Source organism: Sphingomonas sp. 179-A 2A2 NHS (genome assembly GCF_045371305.1).
GTDB lineage: Bacteria > Pseudomonadota > Alphaproteobacteria > Sphingomonadales > Sphingomonadaceae > Sphingomonas.
In genome coordinates, this window is record NZ_JBIQDE010000003.1 from 453,928 (window position 1) to 470,424 (window position 16,497).

Consider the following 16,497-nt stretch of genomic DNA (forward strand, 5'->3'; position numbering starts at 1 on the left):
TCACGCAGCAGCGCCGCGCACCGCTTCCAGCCCGCCGCGGGGCGCAGGCGCATCGCTTTCCACCCAGTCGACCAGAAGCGTCAGCACGCGGCGAAGCGCGGCGTCCTGCTCCTCGATCCGCTTCTCCAGCATGGTAATCCGTTCGAGCAGGTCCGAGTCCACGGCAGCCGACGCTGACGGAGACGCCGCTGCCGGCGCGGACTGCGAAGGCACCGCCCGCATGATTGGTGTGGCGCGGCCGGCACTCGGCAAGTCGCGCGCGGCATCGGCGCGTACGGCATTGATCAACGTGGCATCGATCAGCGTGGCATCGGTGATGGCGGCATGCAGCAGCACGCGGCCCATCAACTGGTTCAGCCGCCGCGGGACGCCTCCGGACGCACGGTGCAACACCGCAAACGCGTTCTCAGCGAAGTCGGGTGATCCCTTCCAACCGGCGATGCGCAGCCGGTGGCCGACGTAGTCGGCCACTTCCTCAGGCGCCATCGGATCGAGATGGTGGATCGCGATGACCCGCTGCCGCAACTGCTCCAGCCGATCCGATCCGTTCAGCCGCTCGCGAAACTCGGGCTGGCCGAGGAGGAAGATCTGCAGCACCGCACGCCCGCCGGCCTGGAAGTTCGACAGCATGCGCAATTCTTCGAGCGACGAGACCGGCAGCGCCTGCGCCTCGTCCACGATCAGCAACGTGCGTCGCCCGGTGCGCGCCACCGCATGAAGGCCGCGCTCGATCAGCGTCAGCAGTTCGGCTTTGGTCTTCCCGGTGGGCTCGATGTCCAGCCCGACAGCGACGACGCGCAGCAGATCGTCCGCCTCGATTGCGGTCGACACGATCTTGATGACGTTGAGGTTCGCCGGATCAATCTGCTCGGTGACGTGCGCAACGAGCGTCGTCTTGCCCGCGCCGATATCGCCGGTGATGACGATGAAGCCCTCACCCTGGGCCAGGCCATAGCCGAGATAGGCCATCGCCTTCTTGTGCGTCGCGGAATCGAACCAGTAACGCGCGTCCGGCGTCAGCTGGAAGGGTTTGTCGGTTAGGCCGAAATGTTCCTCGTACATGCCGGGCTTCCTCAGAATGTATATCGTGCGCCAAGCAGCGCCTGTGCCGACCATTGGCTGTCGAAGCGTTCCTGGTCGAAGGTGTAGATGCCGAGCGAGGCAATCGTGCCGAGCCGGCCAAACCGATGGCTGTAGGTGCCGGTGGCGTTCAACGCGACCACGCCATCGGCTCCCGGCAGGCCGCTCTGGTAGTAATTGGCGAACAGGTTTGCATCGATCTGTGACACGCGGCTGAGCGCGCGTGACCAGAAGAGCTGGGCATAATAGCTCTCGTCCGTCACGCCGAACACAGTGGTGCCGGGTGCGACCTGCGGCGCGTTCAGCTTCCGGTTCGCATAGCCGGCGCCGAAGCCCATGCTGGTGCGCCCGCGCGTGGTGGAGATTACCCCATCGATACCACGCGCGCGGTAGCTCGCCGTCGAGATCGACAGGAACACGTCGTTGAAGCACCCGCCGGCGCCCGCACCGCCCTGCCCCGGCTGGCTGCCGAAGATGCAGCCGTTGAACTGCTGCCCGAACGGGCTCGCGGTGCCCTGGAATGCCGTCGGCGTATCGCGAAGCCCGTCGCGGAGCTGGCGCCCGAACGTTTCGATCCCGTCGTAGAGCACCACCTGCAGCCCGGTGTCGCGCGCCATCGCCCAGTTGAGCGAGCCGAAATAGATGTCACCGCCATAGCGGTAACCGGCGTTCGCCTGCAGCTCGAACCGCGGGCTTGGCCGCCAGATCACGCCCGCGTCATAGATCAGGCCATCGGTGTTGTAGGCAATCCGTTCCGGCGACGCGGGATCGGTGACGAAGCGACCATTGCCGTCCAGCACCGGATTGCCGTTAGCGTCTACCAGCGCGTCACGCTGCGTCGCCTCGATCTTCTCATATCCGGCGCCGCCGCGGATCGCGACTGTCCGGCTCACCGGCACCGTCACGTCACCGCGGGCGAAATAACCCTCATACTTCTGGTCGAGCTGTCCTGCATCCTCGCGCTCATAGGCGCCGCTCACCGTCACGCCGACCGGCAGCACCGTTCCCGCCGCGACGCCGGCTGAGGCCTGGCCAACGAAGTTCTTGGAATCATCGTAATAGTCGAGCCGCGGCTGGCCAGGAGCAACGCCCGTCGCATTGGGCGCTTCGACCTTCGTGTAACCGCCGAAGGCAGACGCGGCGATCTGCACCGGTCCCGCATTGGTCGACACCGTCGGCCCGGCGTACACTGAATAGACCTGTGTCAGATTATCGACATTGCCGACGAAGCTGCCCGGCGCCGCGCCGCGGATATCACTGCGGGCACGGGTGGCAATGGCGCCCCCTTCCAAGGCAAATCCAGGCGCAACCCGCACCGAGCCACGGGCAAGGCCGGTGTGAACATCATCGTCGCCGATGCGATCGTCCCACTGGATGCGCCGTTCGTAACGATAGCTTACCTGTGCTTCGGCCCGGCGACCGCGCACGCCCGCATCGATGCCAGCGGCGACCTGCGAATAGGTGACGACATCATCATTGGAGAGATCAGCGGTGACGACCTGGGCGAGCTCGATGTACGGCTGCACATAGCGATTGCGCGACTGCGCCTGCGCGACGCCACTCACCAGGATCATCGCGAACGCGATCCCACCGGCCAGCGCCTGATCCCGCAGCCTCAGCACCTTACCGCTCCTGCCCATAATAGCTGCCGAACCGGCCGCGGTGCGGCTCGTAGGACACCGAATTGAGAGCGAGGCTGATCTGCTCGCACCCGTCGAGCAGGTTCACCGCCTCCCGCACATCCGCCTCCGTGGTGCGATCGGCGCGCACCACCAGCATCACCTGACCGACGTGCAGCGCCAGCACCGATGCCGGCGACGCAGCCAGCGTCGGCGGCGTATCGAACACGATCAGGCGCCGCGGATTGGCCGCGAGCAAGCGATCGATGACTTCACCGGTCCGTGCGCTGGCCAGCAACTCGGTATCCGAATGCGTGCGCTCGCCCGCAGGCAGCAGCGACAGCTGCGGCACATCCGTGCGGACAACACAGCTTTCCGGATCAATCGTCGGATCACCCAGCACGTCGAGGAAACCAGTCGAATCGTCGAGGCCGAGTGACGCCATCACGTCGGGCTTCGCGAAGTCACCGTCGACCAGCAGCACTTCAACGTCGCGCTCGGCCGCGAGGCTGATCGCCAGGTTGATCGCGCAAAACGTCTTGCCGTCGCCCGGCTTGCCGGATCCGACCAGGATGGTGCGTGCGCGCTGACCAAGCTGCCCCTCGGCGATCGTACGGGCGTTGAGCAGCAGCTGCCGTTTGATAAGGCGGAACTCCTCCGCCAGTGCACCGATCGGGGCGCCGGGCACCAGCATGCCCTTCTCGGCAAGCATCGTGCGATCGATGTGCGCGATTCCGGGCGGCAGCAGCTCGCCCTCAGTGTCGGGTTCAGCACCTGCGCGCAGTTCCGGCGGAATTGCGGCAAGTGTGGCGGCAGCTTCCGGGGACAGCCGCTCGGCCCCAAGCGGCGGCGGCGGCGCTGCGTGGACGAGATCCAGCGTCAGATCGAGCGGTTCGTCGGCCTGCACGGCCGCGTCATCTGTTTCCGCCCGGACCTCCACCGAAGCGTCGGATGCTGTGTCACGGCGGCGCAAGTGCGCGCCAAAGTCATAGACCCTCGCGGCCCGCTCGATCAGCGATTCGTCGCTGCGCTTGGGAACCTGCGTCATGCCGCTAGTCCTCGCTGGAGCATCTCGATGCCAAGCAGTGCCACGTAGCTGACGCCAAGCGCGCCGACCCCGCCGGCAAACAGCTTCAGCTTCTTGCGCCGTTGTTCCACCTGAAGCCGGGTCAGCATTTCGCCAACCGATCCGATCACCGGCATGCCAGAGGCTTTCTCCAGCCGCTGCGCGGTCGGGAAGGTCGTCTGCAGCTTGTCCATGGCGAAGGCAGCCCCGATGCTGCCAAGGATGCCAGCCAGCAGCACCCCCGTCAGCAGCAGCGGACGATTCGGCGCAGTCGGCGTTCGCGGCTGGGTCGGCGGATCGATCACGGAGAACTTAACCGCATCGGTCTGCGTCTGTGCCTGGCTACGCAGGTTCACCTGCTCGCGCTGGGCAAGAAGGCGATCATATTGATCCTTCAGTACGGTGTAGTTGCGCTCGATCTCGCCCTGCTGCGCCGCCACCTCCGGATCACCCGAAAGCTTCGCGTTCAGCGTATCCAGATCGGCCTGCAGCTGCTGGCGGCGCATGCGAAGCGCCGCCACCGCCGCTTGGCGATCCGCCAGCATCGACTGGAGCGAGAGATACGCCGGATTGGGCGACCCGCCGGCAGCGGCACCCGCCGGCTCGCCGCGGGCCGCGGCCTGTGCCTGCGACAGCTGCGACTTGAGCGCGACCACATCGGGATGATTCTCGGTGTAACCACGGCCGCGCGCGTCGGCGAGCTGGCCCTGGATCGCAGCAACCCGCGCGCGTGCTGGGCCCACGCCCGGCGCGATCCCCGGTCCTGCGATCGTCGGCGGTGTACCGGCGAGTTGACCCTGAAGGGCGGCGAGGCTGGAGTTCGCCGCCGCGAGATCGCCGTCCACCTGGCTCACCTGCGCCCGCGCCGCACCGATCCGATCGCTCACCGACCCGGTGCCTGGCAGCGAGCCGAGATAGCGGTTCTGGAAATCCGCACGCTTCGCCTCGGCGTCCTGCAGCTTCGCGCCAAGCGCCTGAAGCTGCCCGTCTAGGAATTGCAGAGTCTGGCTGTTCTGCGTCCGGTCGCCCGACAAGTTCGTCTCCACGAAGATGTCGATCAGTTTCTGCGTGATGCTGCTCGCCAGCTTCGGCGTTGCCGCCGTCGTGACGATCTCAAACAGATTGTCCTGCTGCGCGGTGATCTTGATCGAGTTCTGGAGGCCTGCGGCGCGGTCTGCCACTTCGCGATCGTTCGACACGGTCTTGGCGAGGTCCGTACCGCGGACGACCTTCTGCAGGTTCACCGACGAGGTCAGAGTCTGACGGACGGTGTCCACGTCACGCTGCTGATCACCCAGCGCCCCGGGATCGGTTCCGCTCGGCAGGATCGAGCGCATCTGAACGAACACGCGCGCACGGCTCTCGTAGCGGCTCGGCACCTGGCTCACCACCAGCCACCCGAGCACGCAGATCGCCCAAGCGACGGCCAGCGCCAGCCAGCGCCGCGTCCAGATCGCGTGCAGCGCGATCCTCACTTCTTCGAACAGACCGTTCACGCCGATCGCCTCAGAACATGCTTTCGGGAATGATGATCACGTCGCCCGGCTCCAGCCGCACATTGGCGGAGGCGTCGCCGTTCTTGAGCAGGCGGTTCAGGCGAAGGTTGTATTCCTTCTGCTTGCCGGTCGCGCGGTCATAGCGAACCAGCCGGGCGCGGTTGCCCGCGGCATATTCGTTGAGCCCGCCAACGGCGATCATGGCATCGAGCAGCGTCATGTTGGCGCGATACGGCAGCGACGCGGGCTTCTCCGTCGCACCGACGATGCGGATCTGCTGGCTGTACGTGCCCGAGAAGCTGTCGACGATGACGCTGACGATCGGATCGTTGATGTACTGGCGTAGCGCCAGCTTCATGTCGTCCGCCAGCATCGCCGGCGTCTTGCCCACCGCCGGCATGTCGTTGACGAGCGGGGTCGTGATCCGGCCATCGGGGCGCACCTGCACCTTAGCCGAGAGCTCCGGATTGCGCCACACGAAGATCTGCAGCGAATCGAGCGGGCCGATGACATATTCCTCGCCCGGCTGCTCCTTGCTGGCCACAAAGGCTGCCGGCGGCAGCTCGGCTGCCGGGCGCGCACTCATGCACCCGGCAAGCGCCGTCGACGCCAGCGACGCCGTAAGCAGGACCCTGGAACCACGCGAGAAACGCATTGCAAAAACCTCCGTCGGCGCCTTCTGACCAGCCGGAGATTCTGCCTCTCGGCCGGTTGCGCTCTCCTCCGGATATCAAAGAAAGAGGTGAAGATAGCGTTTAGGACAGGCTAGGCGATGACCTGTCCCGCAATGGGATGCCCAAGGAAGGCAGTTGGGCTGGCGGTGAGGCCATAGGCCCCCGCCAGGAAGATCGCAATCACATCACCCACGTCGGCATGCGGCAACACGACCCGATCCGCCAACCGGTCGAGCGGCGTGCACAGGCACCCTACAACGGATACCGTTTCCGCGCCATCTGCGGTCATCTTATGTGCGACGGCCACCGGATAATTCCGCCGGACCACCGTCCCGAAGTTGCCGCTGGCGGCCAATTGATGGTGTAGGCCACCGTCGACGACGATGAATGTTTCCCCGCGGCTCTCCTTCCGATCCACTACCTGCGTCAGGTAGACGCCGCTTTCGCCCACGAGCCAGCGGCCGAGTTCAATCGCGAAGCGGCTATCCGCAAGGATTGATGCCCGTGCGGCAAGCGCCTCGCTGAGCGCCTCGCCAACGCAGGCCACGTCCACCGGCGTGTCGCCTGGGAAGTAGGGAATGCCGAACCCGCCGCCGAGATTAACGAGCGGCGGCGCTTTGCCAGCTTCATCTGCTAGGCGGGCGGCAAGCGCGAGCGTTGCCGCCTGCGTATCGATGATCGCCGTCGTATCGAGAGCTTGGCTTCCGGCGAAGATATGGAAGCCGCGCCATTCTGCGCCGGCTGCGACAATCTCTCGCACAACCGCGCCAGCCTGCTCAGCATCGATCCCGAAGGGTGACGGGCGACCGCCCATCTTCATGCCCGAACCCTTGAGCTCCATGTCCGGATTGACGCGGACGGCGAGACGGGGAGTCACGCCAGTGCGGTCGCCGATTGCAAGCGCCCGCCGCGCCTCCCCGGCAGACTCGACGTTCAGCGTCGCGCCGGTCGTGATCGCCGCTTCCAGCTCCGCGTCCCGCTTTCCCGGCCCGGCGAAGCTGATCCCGGCGGCAGGCTTCACCTGAAGTGCATTCGCCAGTTCCCCGCCCGATGCTACGTCCAGCCCATCGACCAGGGGTGCAACGGCGGCGAGCCAGGGGGCCCATGGGTTGGCCTTGATCGCGTAATGAAGATCGACGGCAGGGAAGGCCGCACGAAAGACAGCGACACGCGCGGCGACGATCGCGGGATCATAGACGAACAGCGGTGAGCCGTACTCGCTTACCCAGTCGTTGGCGCTACGCCCGCCGATGACGAGATCGCCCGATTGGCCTGCGAACTCCGGCGGCAGAGGACCGAACGGTTTGCTCACGACGATGCCTCCTTCGCCTTCGCAGCAGCACGCACACTGGTGGTGAGGCTGGCGCGGTCCAGCTTGCCATTCGCGTTCCGCGGCAGCTCGTCCAGCCATACGAAACGAGCCGGCTGCATGAAGTTCGGCAACTCACGCTTCAGCCGCTCACGCAACTCGCCGTCGCGTGTCCCGTCGCCGCGTGCGACCACCACGATCGCCTGCCCGAGCCGCGGATCGGGCACGCCGATCGCCACGGCTTCCAGCGCTTCGCCACCGGCCACGACGGCTTCCTCAACCTCCACCGGGCTGATCCGGTTGCCGGCAGATTTAATCATCTCGTCGTCACGCCCGACGAACCGCAGCAGGCCCTCGGCGTCCTCAACCACGGTGTCGCCTGACCAAACCGCCGTCCCGCCATATCTCGACGATTTCGGTGCCGGCCGAAACCGCGCCGCCGTCCGCTCCGGATCCTTCCAATAACCTTGCGCCACCAGCGGGCCAGCATGAACCAATTCCCCCGGTTCCCCGTGTGCGGCGCGGCTGCCGTCTCCCCGTACCACTATCACCTCGGCATGCGGGACTGCGCGTCCGATCGACTCTGGATGCGAATCGGCCAGCGCGGGCGACAAATAGGTCGAGCGGAACGCCTCGGTCAGACCGTACATCGGGTAGAGATCCGCCGCCGGAAAACGTTCGCGAAGCAAACGGACCATCCGCACCGTCAGCGCACCGCCGGAGTTGGTCAGCCGACGCAGGCGCGCAGCCGTCTCCATCGGCCAATCCGCTTCGAGAAGTTGCACCCACAAGGGCGGTACACCAGCCAATGTCGTCGCGCCCACTCGGTCTACCGCCTTCACCACGTCCCGCGCGGTGAGATAGTCGAGCGGCGCCACCGCCGCGCCGGCGGCCCAAGTGGAAAATAGCTGGTTCTGGCCATAGTCGAAGCTCAACGGGAGCACGCCGAGCACCACGTCATCCGGTGCCAGCCCCAGGTAGTGCGCGACACTGTTTGCTCCGAGCCACAGATTGGCGTGGCTCAGCATCACCCCTTTCGGACGCCCAGTAGAACCAGAGGTGTAGAGGATGGCCGCGAGACTAGCTGGATCCGCATCAGAGGGAGGCAGCGGATCACCCTCGCCTGCTACATCGTGCACAGCCGCTTGGCCGATATCGCCCGGCTCAAGCGTGGCCGACCTCGCGGCCTGGGTCAGCAGCAATCGGGCACCGCTATCGTGAAGAATATGCGCGACCTGTGCGCGCTTCAGCAGCGGGTTGATCGGCACGTGCACCAGCCCGGCGCGCGGCGCGGCCAGCGGCATCAGGCACGCCTCGCGCGTCTTCGGCAGCCACGTCGCCACACGGTCGCCCGGCGCGAAACCCTGCGCCGCGAGCCAGCCCGCGAGCCGCGCCACCCTCGCCTCCACCTCCGCATAGCTCAGCGTGCCGGCGCGGTCGATGAGCGCCGGCGCATCGGACGCGCCGGCAAGCACGCGATCGATCGGCTTTGCATTTGTGTCGAGCGGGACCATCGGACACCCATAGCGCCGGGGCGTTGCGGATTTCATCCCCCCGGCTTAACGCACTGCAACATAACCGAGGGGACGAAGGTGATTCCGGAAGGAAAAACGGAAGTCGACGCGACGGTTCGCGCGGTATTGAAGGATGTGCTCGGCCTGTCCGACGAGCGCGTAGCGGCGTTCGATGACACGACCCCGCTGTTCGGCGCGCTGCCTGAGCTCGATTCGATGGCGGTTGCCGGCGTGCTGACCGAGATCGAGGATCGGCTGGGCATCGTCGTCGATGATGACGAGGTCGATGGCGACATGCTCGAGACGTTTGGCGCGCTCACCACTTTTGCCGCCGCCAAGGCACTGGTCTGATCCCTATGGCCGGCACGACCGGCCTTCACATCGACTCCTACGACCATGCCGGCGGGCGCGAAGCGGTGCTTCGGCTCGGACCGCGGCATGGCCCGACCATCGTGGCAGCGCTTCCGATGTTCGAGGAGGCGAACCGAACCCGCGCCGCCATGGTCGACGTGCTGCGCCGGCTTGCCGCCCGCGGCATCGGGAGTGCCCTGCCCGATCTGCCCGGGACCGGCGAAAGTCTGAAGCGGACGTCAGACGTTAGCCTGGTCGACTGGCGCGAAGCCTTCGCCGCAGCCTGCGCCGCCGTGCCACAACCGGTGCACGTGGTCGCTTGGCGCAGCGGTGCGCTGGTGGACAGCGCAGCCGATGTTGCCAGCCGCTGGTATCTCGCCCCACAGTCGGGCGCCGACCTGATGCGCGAACTCGCCCGCGTGCGGGGCCTGGGTGGCGGCGAGGATTATGCCGGCAATCTGTTGTCCGACGCGATGATCGAGGGGCTGGCCGCCGCGCAACCTACTTCCAGCGGTCTATTGCGGGTCGTGCGTCTTGAAAGCGATGCGAAGGCCACGGATCGAAAACTGGCCGCTGCGCCGCTGTGGAGAGCAAGCGAGCCGGACAGTGACCCCGTTTTTCAGCAGCAGGTCGCGGAGGATATCGCAGACTGGATCGCCGCTTGTGCGGGCGGGTCGGCGCAGCAATGAGCCGCCGGCACCTGACTTTCCCCTGCGCCGGGGAAAGCCTCGTCGGCACGCTCGACGATGCACGGGGAAAAACCGGTCTGCTGATCGTCACCGGCGGCAACGAAATCCGCTGCGGCGCGCATCGCGGCATGGCGATGCTGGCGGCGCGTTTGGCCGCGAGCGGCTTTCCCGTGTTCCGCTACGACCGTCGCGGCATCGGCGATTCGAGCGGCAGCAATACCGGGTACGCAGGCGCGCGGAATGATCTTCTGGCCGCAGCGCACGCTTTTCGCTCCGCAGCGCCTAACGTCACGCACCTGGCCGGCTTCGGCAATTGTGACGCGGCCACCACCCTTGCCTGGTGGGGACGCGAGGCGGGTTGCGAGGCGGTTGTCCTTGCCAATCCATGGGTTGTCGAACCGGCATCCGACCTGCCCCCGCCGGCGGCCGTCCGCGCACATTATGCCGCACAGCTGCGCAGCCCGGCCGCTTGGGCTCGAATCGCGCGAAGGGGCGTGTCGTTGCCGAAGCTGGCGCGCGGGCTGTTGAGCATCACCAAGCCTGCGGCGGAAACGGACCTCACCAGCAAAACGCTGGACGCGATCCGTGGCTGGGGCGACGACGCGATGATCGTGCTCGCTCGCGGTGATGCGACCGCAATCGCTTACGGCGACGCGGCGCGGCGGCACGGCATCGCGCCCCGCACCGTCATGATCGACACCGATTCGCACAGCTTCGCGCGCCGCGGGGATGACGCGGCGCTTGAAGCGGTGATTCGCCAGGTGATTACCGCGCGCGAATAAACGCGCGGATATCGTTCGACAGCTTCCGCAGATCCTCGTCGCGCACGTACATCATGTGTCCCGCGTGGTACCAATGCCAGGTGATGCGACCGTCATTCGGAATACCCGTGCGGTTCAGCGAATATTCCGCCCCGAAGAACGGCGTGGCGAAATCATAATAGCCCTGGCCGACGAACACGCGCAGGCCGCTGTTCTCGCGCAGCGCGCGGCCGATGTACGGCGCAACGTTGAGATACCCCTCACCGCCGCGCGGCCCGCCGATCTTCCAGTCCCAATCGCGCACGCCACCGATGGAGGTATACGTGATGTCGGGCGAATATTTCAGCACCTCGCGCGAGTGCTGGTTCATCGCCGCGGTATAGGCGCCGTCGATGGCGTAGAAGCTCGGATCATTGTCCGGCTCCTCCCCGGCGTCATCATAGTCCTTGCCAAGATAACGCGTGTCGAGCCGGCCGATCGTCTGCCCGCGATCGCGCAGCAGCTCCTTATAGAAGCGGCCCGGCGACAGGCGCAGGTCAGCGCGAGCGAGGTAATCCTGGGAGACACCGGTATAGCGCGACAACTGCGGCAGGACCTGCTGGCGTTCTTCGGCGGTCAGCGCATTTCCCTTGAGGAGCGCAGAGGCATAGGGGCCGATCGCAAAGGCCTTCGCCTCGGCAACGAACTCCTCGACGGTCGCCGGGCGGTTGGCGACCTTGTTGTGATACCATGCGGTTGCCGCCATCGACGGCAGGTTGGTCACATAGCCAAGCTCGTTCCCCGGCGTATCGGCCGCGACACTAAAGTCGAGGATCGAGGAGATGAGGATGATCCCGTTTACCGAGACGTCGGTGAAGCCGGCGCCCTCGAGTTCATTGATCACGGCTGCCGACCGGGTGGTGCCGTAGCTTTCGCCACCGATGAACTTCGGCGCATTCCAGCGGCCATTCGCGTTCAGCCACAGCCGGATGAAGTCGGCCATGGACTTGGCATCCTTGGTGACGCCCCAATAATCCTTGGGATCGGTCTTGCCGAGCGCGCGGCTGAACCCCGTTCCGACCGGATCGATGAAGACGATGTCGGTGACGTCCAGCAGCGAATCGGGATTGTCGACGATCGGATAGGGCGGCGCGCCATCGTCCTTCGCGTCCGAAGGAATCACCACCCGGCGCGGGCCGAAGGCCCCCATGTGCAGCCACAGCGAGCCGGAACCGGGGCCGCCGTTCCACAGGAACGTCACCGGCCGCTTCGGATCAACCGGGCCTTCCTTGATGTAGCTGTAGGAGGTGATCGCCGCGAGCGGCTTGCCGTCCTTGTCCTTGAGGTAGGTTTCGCCGGCAATCGCGCGATAGTTGATCCGCGTGCCGCCGAAGGTGCCGGAATGGCGGGTGACCGAGACGACAGGCGGCGGGATTGCCGGAGCCTCGGCCTTCTCGGCCTTCGCGTCAGGCTTGTCCTGCGCAGTGAGCGGCACGGCAAACAATGCGGCGCCCATCGCGAGCGCGATACGAAACTTCATGAAACCCCCTCTTCGTCGTGCCGGGTCTTTACCCGGCACCCCCGCTTCCCCTCCTGATGGGAAGAAGCGGGGCCGTGGGTCAAGCCCACAGGACGGAGAAAGAAGGTTATTCCGCAGCTTCGGCCAGCTTTTCGAAATCGGCCTCGGCCAGGAAGCGCTCCGCATCGAGCGCGGCCATGCAGCCGGTGCCCGCCGCCGTCACTGCCTGGCGGTACGTCTTGTCCATCACGTCGCCGCAGGCGAACACGCCCGGCACGCTGGTGCGCGTCGAGCCCTTCTCGACCTTGATGTAATGGTCCTCGTCAAGCTCGAGATGTCCGCGGAAGAGCTCGGTCGCCGGGTGATGGCCGATGGCGACGAACCCACCCTCCACGTCGAGGCGGGAATGCTCGCCCGTCACCGTGTCGACGAGATCGAGCGCGACCAGGCCGGCATTGCCGCCGCCGTCCACGAACTCGCGCACTTCCTTGTTCCACAACACCTTCACGTTGGGATGCGCGAACAGCCGTTCCTGCAGGATCTTCTCGGCGCGCAGCGAATCGCGGCGGTGGATCAGCGTCACGTCGTCGGAATGGTTGGTGAGGTAAAGCGCTTCCTCCACCGCGGTGTTGCCGCCGCCGATCACCGCCACCTTCTTGCCGCGATAGAAGAAGCCGTCGCAGGTGGCGCAGGCGCTGACACCCTTGCCCTTCATCGCATCCTCGCTGGCGAGGCCGAGCCACTTGGCCTGCGCGCCGGTGGCGATCACCAGCACCTCGCCCTCGTACACGTCGCCACTGTCGCCGATCAGGCGGAACGGACGGCGGGTCAGATCGACCTCGACGATCGTGTCCCACATCAGCGTGGTGCCGACATGTTCGGCCTGCTTCTGCATCTGCTCCATCAGCCACGGGCCCTGGATAACGTCCGCGAAGCCGGGGTAGTTCTCGACATCGGTCGTCGTCATCAGTTGGCCGCCGGGCTGGATGCCCTGGACGAGGATCGGCTTCATCCCGGCACGCGCGCCATAGATGGCGGCAGAAAGCCCGGCCGGACCGGAACCGAGGATGAGCATGCGAGTCGTATGGGTGGTCATGCCCGCGATGTAGGATGCGGCACCGGCCATGGGAACCTTGCATTGCGCCACGACACAAGTCCTGCTTTGCTCCCCCCATGACCGACTTTTCACAGTTCCTCAGCCCCGATCGCGGACAGCCCGCGCGCACCATCCATGTCGTTCACCCGGATCGCTTCGAGGTGTGGCTGGCGCAGCAGCCGGCGCGCACGCGCACGGCGGTCGCGGCCAACAAGGTGGTGGGCAAGGCGGGCAATCGCGCGATCCTGCCCGGCGACGCGGCGGACGATTGGGCGATGCTGCTGGTGTGCAACGAGGACGTGACCTCGCCATGGCGCATCGCCTCGCTGGGTGACGGGCTGCCCGAAGGAACGTACCGGCTGGCCGACGGCGAGCCGGGCGCAGCGATGCTCGGCTGGTGTCTCGCCCAGCACCGCTTCACGCGCTACCGCAAGGCGGAACCGCAGGCGCCGCGCGTGCTGCTGACCGGCGAGCCGGCGCGGATCGAGGAGACGGTGCGACTGGCGGAGGCGACCGCGCTGGTGCGCGATCTCGTCGACACCGGTGCCTCCGACCTGGGGCCGGCCGAACTCGAGGCGATCGTCGACACCCTGGCCAAGAAGCATGGCGCCACGACCAGCGTGACCCGCGGCGATGCGCTGGCCGAGGGTTACCCGATGATCCACGTGGTGGGCCAGGCAGCATCCAAGGATCGCGCGCCGCGGCTGATCGAGCTGGAATGGGGCGATCCTGCGCACCCGCGCGTGGCACTGGTCGGCAAGGGCGTCTGCTTCGATTCCGGCGGCCTCGACATCAAGACCTCGGCCGGGATGCGGCTGATGAAGAAGGACATGGGCGGCGCAGCGCACATGATCGCGCTGGCCGGGCTCGTCATGGCGGCGAAACTGAAGGTGCGGCTCCACCTGCTGGTGCCGGCGGTGGAGAATGCGGTCGCGGGCCACGCCTTCCGCCCGGGCGATGTTCTGCGCAGCCGGCTGGGGCTGACAGTGGAGAACACCAATACGGACGCCGAAGGGCGGCTGATCCTGGGCGACGCGCTTGCCAGGGCAGGCGAAGACGAGCCGGCGCTGATCCTCGATTTCGCGACCCTGACCGGCGCTGCGCGCGTCGCGCTCGGCCCCGATCTGCCGCCGGTGTTCGCCAATGACGAGGCGCTGGCCGCGGACTTCCTGGCCGCGGCAGAGGGGGCGCATGATCCGCTGTGGCGGCTGCCTTTGTGGGACGGCTATGACGACATGCTGAAATCCGACGTGGCGGACATGGTCAATGCGCCCGAGGGTGGTTTCGCCGGGGCGGTGACGGCCGCGCTGTTCCTGCGCCGGTTCGTGCCCAAACAGGTGCCGTGGGCGCATGTCGACACGTTCGCCTGGCGCCCCGCTTCGAAGCCGGGCCGGCCGAAGGGCGGCGACGCGCTTGGCCTGCGCGCCGCGTGGGGCCTGCTGAAGACCCGCTTCGGCTGAGGCACGACAGCGCAAATGTTGAGGAAGTTGAGGCGCGGGCGCGTTTTTCACGCCGGCCTCAACATTCGGATTTCGCCGGTGCGTGCACCGCTCAGCGCCCACTTCGAGCGCGGCGCGGCGCCGCGAATGTTGAGGAAGTTGAGGCTCTGGCGTGTTTTTCGCGTCGGCCTCAACATTGGGATCTGACGGGCGCTCGCTCATCCGCCATGTCATGCCACGCCGGGCGGGCTGTAGGACAGCGGAGCGGCACCACCGGCCACACTGATCCGGCGTTCTAAAGGTAGGTGACGGACCAGCGATCGAGCCGGATCTTCGCCGTACCCTTGGACGGTTCCACGCCCCAGGCGACGCCATTGTAGCATTCGCGGCAACCGGCTTTCCCGTCGCGGTTGCCCGCTTCAGGCAAGGCACCCCGATCAGCTTCGCCGGTTTTTTCCCTCGCGTGTGCCGTCAATCAGCACGAAGGCGACGCGCGCCATTTCGCCGGAGCGGTTTTCCCAGCCGTGGGCGGTGCCGCGCTGGATCAGGATGTCGCCGGTGCGCATCAGCGTCTCGTCGCGGTCCATCACCGCCCAGATCTCGCCCGCCAGCACGATCGCATAATCGATCGTGTCGGTGGTGTGCATGCTGGCGCTGCGGCTCGAACCGGCGTGATGATCGGCGTCGGGGTAAAGCTCCGCGAACACGCGCGCCGTGAGCGCGGCCTGCTCCTCGCGGCTGGCGACCATCGGCGGGAAGTCGATCACGCGGAGCACGCTGCCGCCCGGCGGCGGGAGAACGCCCTTGTGCGCGGTGATGTCGTCCGGCGCCTCCACGGGGCTTGGCGCTGACCCGGTGCGCCACAGGTTCGCGTTGCGATAGGGCGAGCCGGGCAGCATCAGCGTCGCCGGGCTCTCGCCAGCCTCGGCGATATAGGATTGCCCGGCGTCGTCGATCGCCGTCACGATTCGACGCACGGGTGGTAACGGTTCGGGCATCATCCTCTCCTGTTGGGCGCGGTCGCACGGTCGCGACAGGATCGTGCCGAACCGCACGTTGGGCAAGCGCACGCCGCTTATGATGCGTCACGCCTGTGCTGGGCGCCGGCCAGGCGCCCATGCTTAGGTTCAGGCGATGGCCGCGCGGATGATAGGCACGAACTTCGCCGCCGTCAGGCTCGCGCCACCGACGAGAGCGCCGTCTACCTCGGCCGCATGGAGCAAGCCGGGCGCGTTTTCCGCCGTTACCGAACCGCCATAAAGCAGGCGAATCGCCTGGCCGGTCTCCTCGCCCAGTGCCTTCACCAGCGCCGCCCGGATCGCCGCATGCATCGCCTCGACGTCGGCGACCGTCGCCACCTGGCCGGTGCCGATCGCCCAGATTGGTTCGTACGCGATCGCCAGCCAGTCACCGCCGGCGCCGTCGGGCAGCGAGGCGAGCACCTGCGCGGTGACTACCGCTTCCGCTTCGCCGGCGCTGCGCTGTTCCAGCGTTTCGCCGACGCACAGGATCGCATCGAGGCCGTGGCGGCGGCAGGCCTCGGCCTTCGCCTTCACATCGGCATCGGTTTCGCCATGGCCCTGACGGCGTTCGGAGTGGCCGACGATGGAGAAGTTGGCGCCCGCTTCCTTCACCATCGGAACGGAGACGTCTCCGGTATGCGCGCCGCTGTCCTGGCCGTGCACGTCCTCGGCGCCAATCGGAAATTTCGCGCGGGCAGCGGCGGGGTGGATCAAGGTTGCGGGGACGGCGATGGCGACATCGACGGTGGCTTCCAGGCTGGCGCCGATCGCATCAAGTTCTGCCAAAGCTGCCAGGTTGCCGTTCATCTTCCAGTTTCCGGCTACGAACTTCCGCCGCATGATCCCTCCCAGATTGTTGCGGCCGTTGCGGTAACGAAGGCGC

15 protein-coding genes are annotated in these 16,497 nt (G+C 66.6%); 4 read left to right on the forward strand and 11 right to left on the reverse strand.

The window, feature by feature from the left end; genetic code table 11:
* From ACH0AE_RS08515 to ACH0AE_RS08545, 7 genes are all read right to left on the reverse strand, one after another.
* Complete coding sequence (locus tag ACH0AE_RS08515) at positions 1-1,062, reverse strand: ExeA family protein (protein ID WP_294442436.1); 1,062 nt, start codon at positions 1,060-1,062, stop codon at positions 1-3.
* A gap of 11 nt (positions 1,063-1,073) precedes the next feature.
* The gene (locus ACH0AE_RS08520; RefSeq protein WP_294442437.1) at positions 1,074-2,702 is read right to left on the reverse strand and encodes a hypothetical protein; all 1,629 of its coding nucleotides are present in this window, start codon (positions 2,700-2,702) and stop codon (positions 1,074-1,076) included.
* Position 2,703: 1 nt separating this feature from the next.
* Complete coding sequence (locus tag ACH0AE_RS08525) at positions 2,704-3,747, reverse strand: AAA family ATPase (RefSeq protein WP_294442438.1); 1,044 nt, start codon at positions 3,745-3,747, stop codon at positions 2,704-2,706.
* Complete coding sequence (locus ACH0AE_RS08530; RefSeq protein ID WP_294442439.1) at positions 3,744-5,261, reverse strand: XrtA system polysaccharide chain length determinant; 1,518 nt, start codon at positions 5,259-5,261, stop codon at positions 3,744-3,746. Before ACH0AE_RS08530 ends, ACH0AE_RS08525 begins: the two co-directional genes overlap by 4 nt.
* A 10-nt stretch (positions 5,262-5,271) precedes the next feature.
* Positions 5,272-5,916: an XrtA/PEP-CTERM system exopolysaccharide export protein gene (locus tag ACH0AE_RS08535; protein ID WP_294442440.1), complete on the reverse strand. Its 645-nt coding sequence runs from the start codon at positions 5,914-5,916 to the stop codon at positions 5,272-5,274.
* Between the two features lie 110 nt (positions 5,917-6,026).
* The gene (locus ACH0AE_RS08540) at positions 6,027-7,247 is read right to left on the reverse strand and encodes a pyridoxal-dependent decarboxylase, exosortase A system-associated (protein WP_406875649.1); all 1,221 of its coding nucleotides are present in this window, start codon (positions 7,245-7,247) and stop codon (positions 6,027-6,029) included.
* On the reverse strand, positions 7,244-8,758 hold the full coding sequence (locus ACH0AE_RS08545) for an acyl-CoA ligase (AMP-forming), exosortase A system-associated (protein WP_294442442.1): 1,515 nt from the start codon (positions 8,756-8,758) through the stop codon (positions 7,244-7,246). The genes ACH0AE_RS08540 and ACH0AE_RS08545 overlap by 4 nt, the downstream gene beginning before the upstream one ends.
* A gap of 78 nt (positions 8,759-8,836) precedes the next feature.
* Here ACH0AE_RS08545 and ACH0AE_RS08550 point away from each other — a divergent pair, with 78 nt between their 5' ends.
* The 3 genes from ACH0AE_RS08550 (at position 8,837) to ACH0AE_RS08560 (ending at position 10,580) form a co-directional block, all read left to right on the forward strand.
* On the forward strand, positions 8,837-9,109 hold the full coding sequence (locus ACH0AE_RS08550) for an acyl carrier protein (RefSeq protein WP_294442443.1): 273 nt from the start codon (positions 8,837-8,839) through the stop codon (positions 9,107-9,109).
* A 116-nt stretch (positions 9,110-9,225) separates the two neighbouring features.
* Positions 9,226-9,798 (forward strand): hypothetical protein, encoded by a 573-nt coding sequence (locus ACH0AE_RS08555; RefSeq protein WP_406875650.1) that lies wholly within the window; start codon positions 9,226-9,228, stop codon positions 9,796-9,798.
* Positions 9,795-10,580 (forward strand): hydrolase 1, exosortase A system-associated, encoded by a 786-nt coding sequence (locus tag ACH0AE_RS08560; protein ID WP_294442445.1) that lies wholly within the window; start codon positions 9,795-9,797, stop codon positions 10,578-10,580. Before ACH0AE_RS08555 ends, ACH0AE_RS08560 begins: the two co-directional genes overlap by 4 nt.
* On the opposite strand, the gene ACH0AE_RS08565 is transcribed toward ACH0AE_RS08560, so the two are convergent.
* Both ACH0AE_RS08565 and trxB read right to left on the reverse strand, forming a co-directional pair.
* On the reverse strand, positions 10,564-12,078 hold the full coding sequence (locus ACH0AE_RS08565; protein WP_294442446.1) for a S10 family peptidase: 1,515 nt from the start codon (positions 12,076-12,078) through the stop codon (positions 10,564-10,566). The genes ACH0AE_RS08560 and ACH0AE_RS08565 overlap by 17 nt on opposite strands.
* A 106-nt stretch (positions 12,079-12,184) precedes the next feature.
* Positions 12,185-13,153 (reverse strand): thioredoxin-disulfide reductase, encoded by a 969-nt coding sequence (trxB, locus tag ACH0AE_RS08570; RefSeq protein ID WP_294442504.1) that lies wholly within the window; start codon positions 13,151-13,153, stop codon positions 12,185-12,187.
* A 77-nt stretch (positions 13,154-13,230) separates the two neighbouring features.
* Between trxB and ACH0AE_RS08575 the strand changes: the two genes are divergently transcribed.
* Positions 13,231-14,613: a M17 family metallopeptidase gene (locus ACH0AE_RS08575; protein ID WP_294442447.1), complete on the forward strand. Its 1,383-nt coding sequence runs from the start codon at positions 13,231-13,233 to the stop codon at positions 14,611-14,613.
* Between the two features lie 416 nt (positions 14,614-15,029).
* On the opposite strand, the gene ACH0AE_RS08580 is transcribed toward ACH0AE_RS08575, so the two are convergent.
* Together ACH0AE_RS08580 and tpiA are read right to left on the reverse strand one after the other, a co-directional pair.
* Positions 15,030-15,590, reverse strand: coding sequence for a cupin domain-containing protein (locus ACH0AE_RS08580; RefSeq protein ID WP_294442449.1), 561 nt, complete (start codon positions 15,588-15,590; stop codon positions 15,030-15,032).
* Positions 15,591-15,719: 129 nt separating this feature from the next.
* Positions 15,720-16,457 carry a triose-phosphate isomerase gene (tpiA, locus tag ACH0AE_RS08585; RefSeq protein ID WP_294442505.1) on the reverse strand — a complete coding sequence of 246 codons (738 nt, stop codon included), beginning with the start codon at positions 16,455-16,457 and terminating at the stop codon, positions 15,720-15,722.
* Positions 16,458-16,497 lie beyond the last annotated feature (40 nt).

Excerpts from the sequence above, each read along its gene's own strand:
- ACH0AE_RS08535 (WP_294442440.1), bottom strand. The coding sequence starts at position 5,916 with ATGCGTTTCTCGCGTGGTTCCAGGGTCCTGCTTACGGCGTCGCTGGCG.
- trxB (WP_294442504.1), bottom strand. The coding sequence starts at position 13,153 with ATGACCACCCATACGACTCGCATGCTCATCCTCGGTTCCGGTCCGGCC.
- ACH0AE_RS08575 (WP_294442447.1), top strand. The coding sequence starts at position 13,231 with ATGACCGACTTTTCACAGTTCCTCAGCCCCGATCGCGGACAGCCCGCG.
- ACH0AE_RS08515 (WP_294442436.1), bottom strand. The coding sequence starts at position 1,062 with ATGTACGAGGAACATTTCGGCCTAACCGACAAACCCTTCCAGCTGACG.
- ACH0AE_RS08525 (WP_294442438.1), bottom strand. The coding sequence starts at position 3,747 with ATGACGCAGGTTCCCAAGCGCAGCGACGAATCGCTGATCGAGCGGGCC.
- ACH0AE_RS08580 (WP_294442449.1), bottom strand. The coding sequence starts at position 15,590 with ATGCCCGAACCGTTACCACCCGTGCGTCGAATCGTGACGGCGATCGAC.
- ACH0AE_RS08565 (WP_294442446.1), bottom strand. The coding sequence starts at position 12,078 with ATGAAGTTTCGTATCGCGCTCGCGATGGGCGCCGCATTGTTTGCCGTG.
- ACH0AE_RS08560 (WP_294442445.1), top strand. The coding sequence starts at position 9,795 with ATGAGCCGCCGGCACCTGACTTTCCCCTGCGCCGGGGAAAGCCTCGTC.
- ACH0AE_RS08545 (WP_294442442.1), bottom strand. The coding sequence starts at position 8,758 with ATGGTCCCGCTCGACACAAATGCAAAGCCGATCGATCGCGTGCTTGCC.
- ACH0AE_RS08555 (WP_406875650.1), top strand. The coding sequence starts at position 9,226 with ATGTTCGAGGAGGCGAACCGAACCCGCGCCGCCATGGTCGACGTGCTG.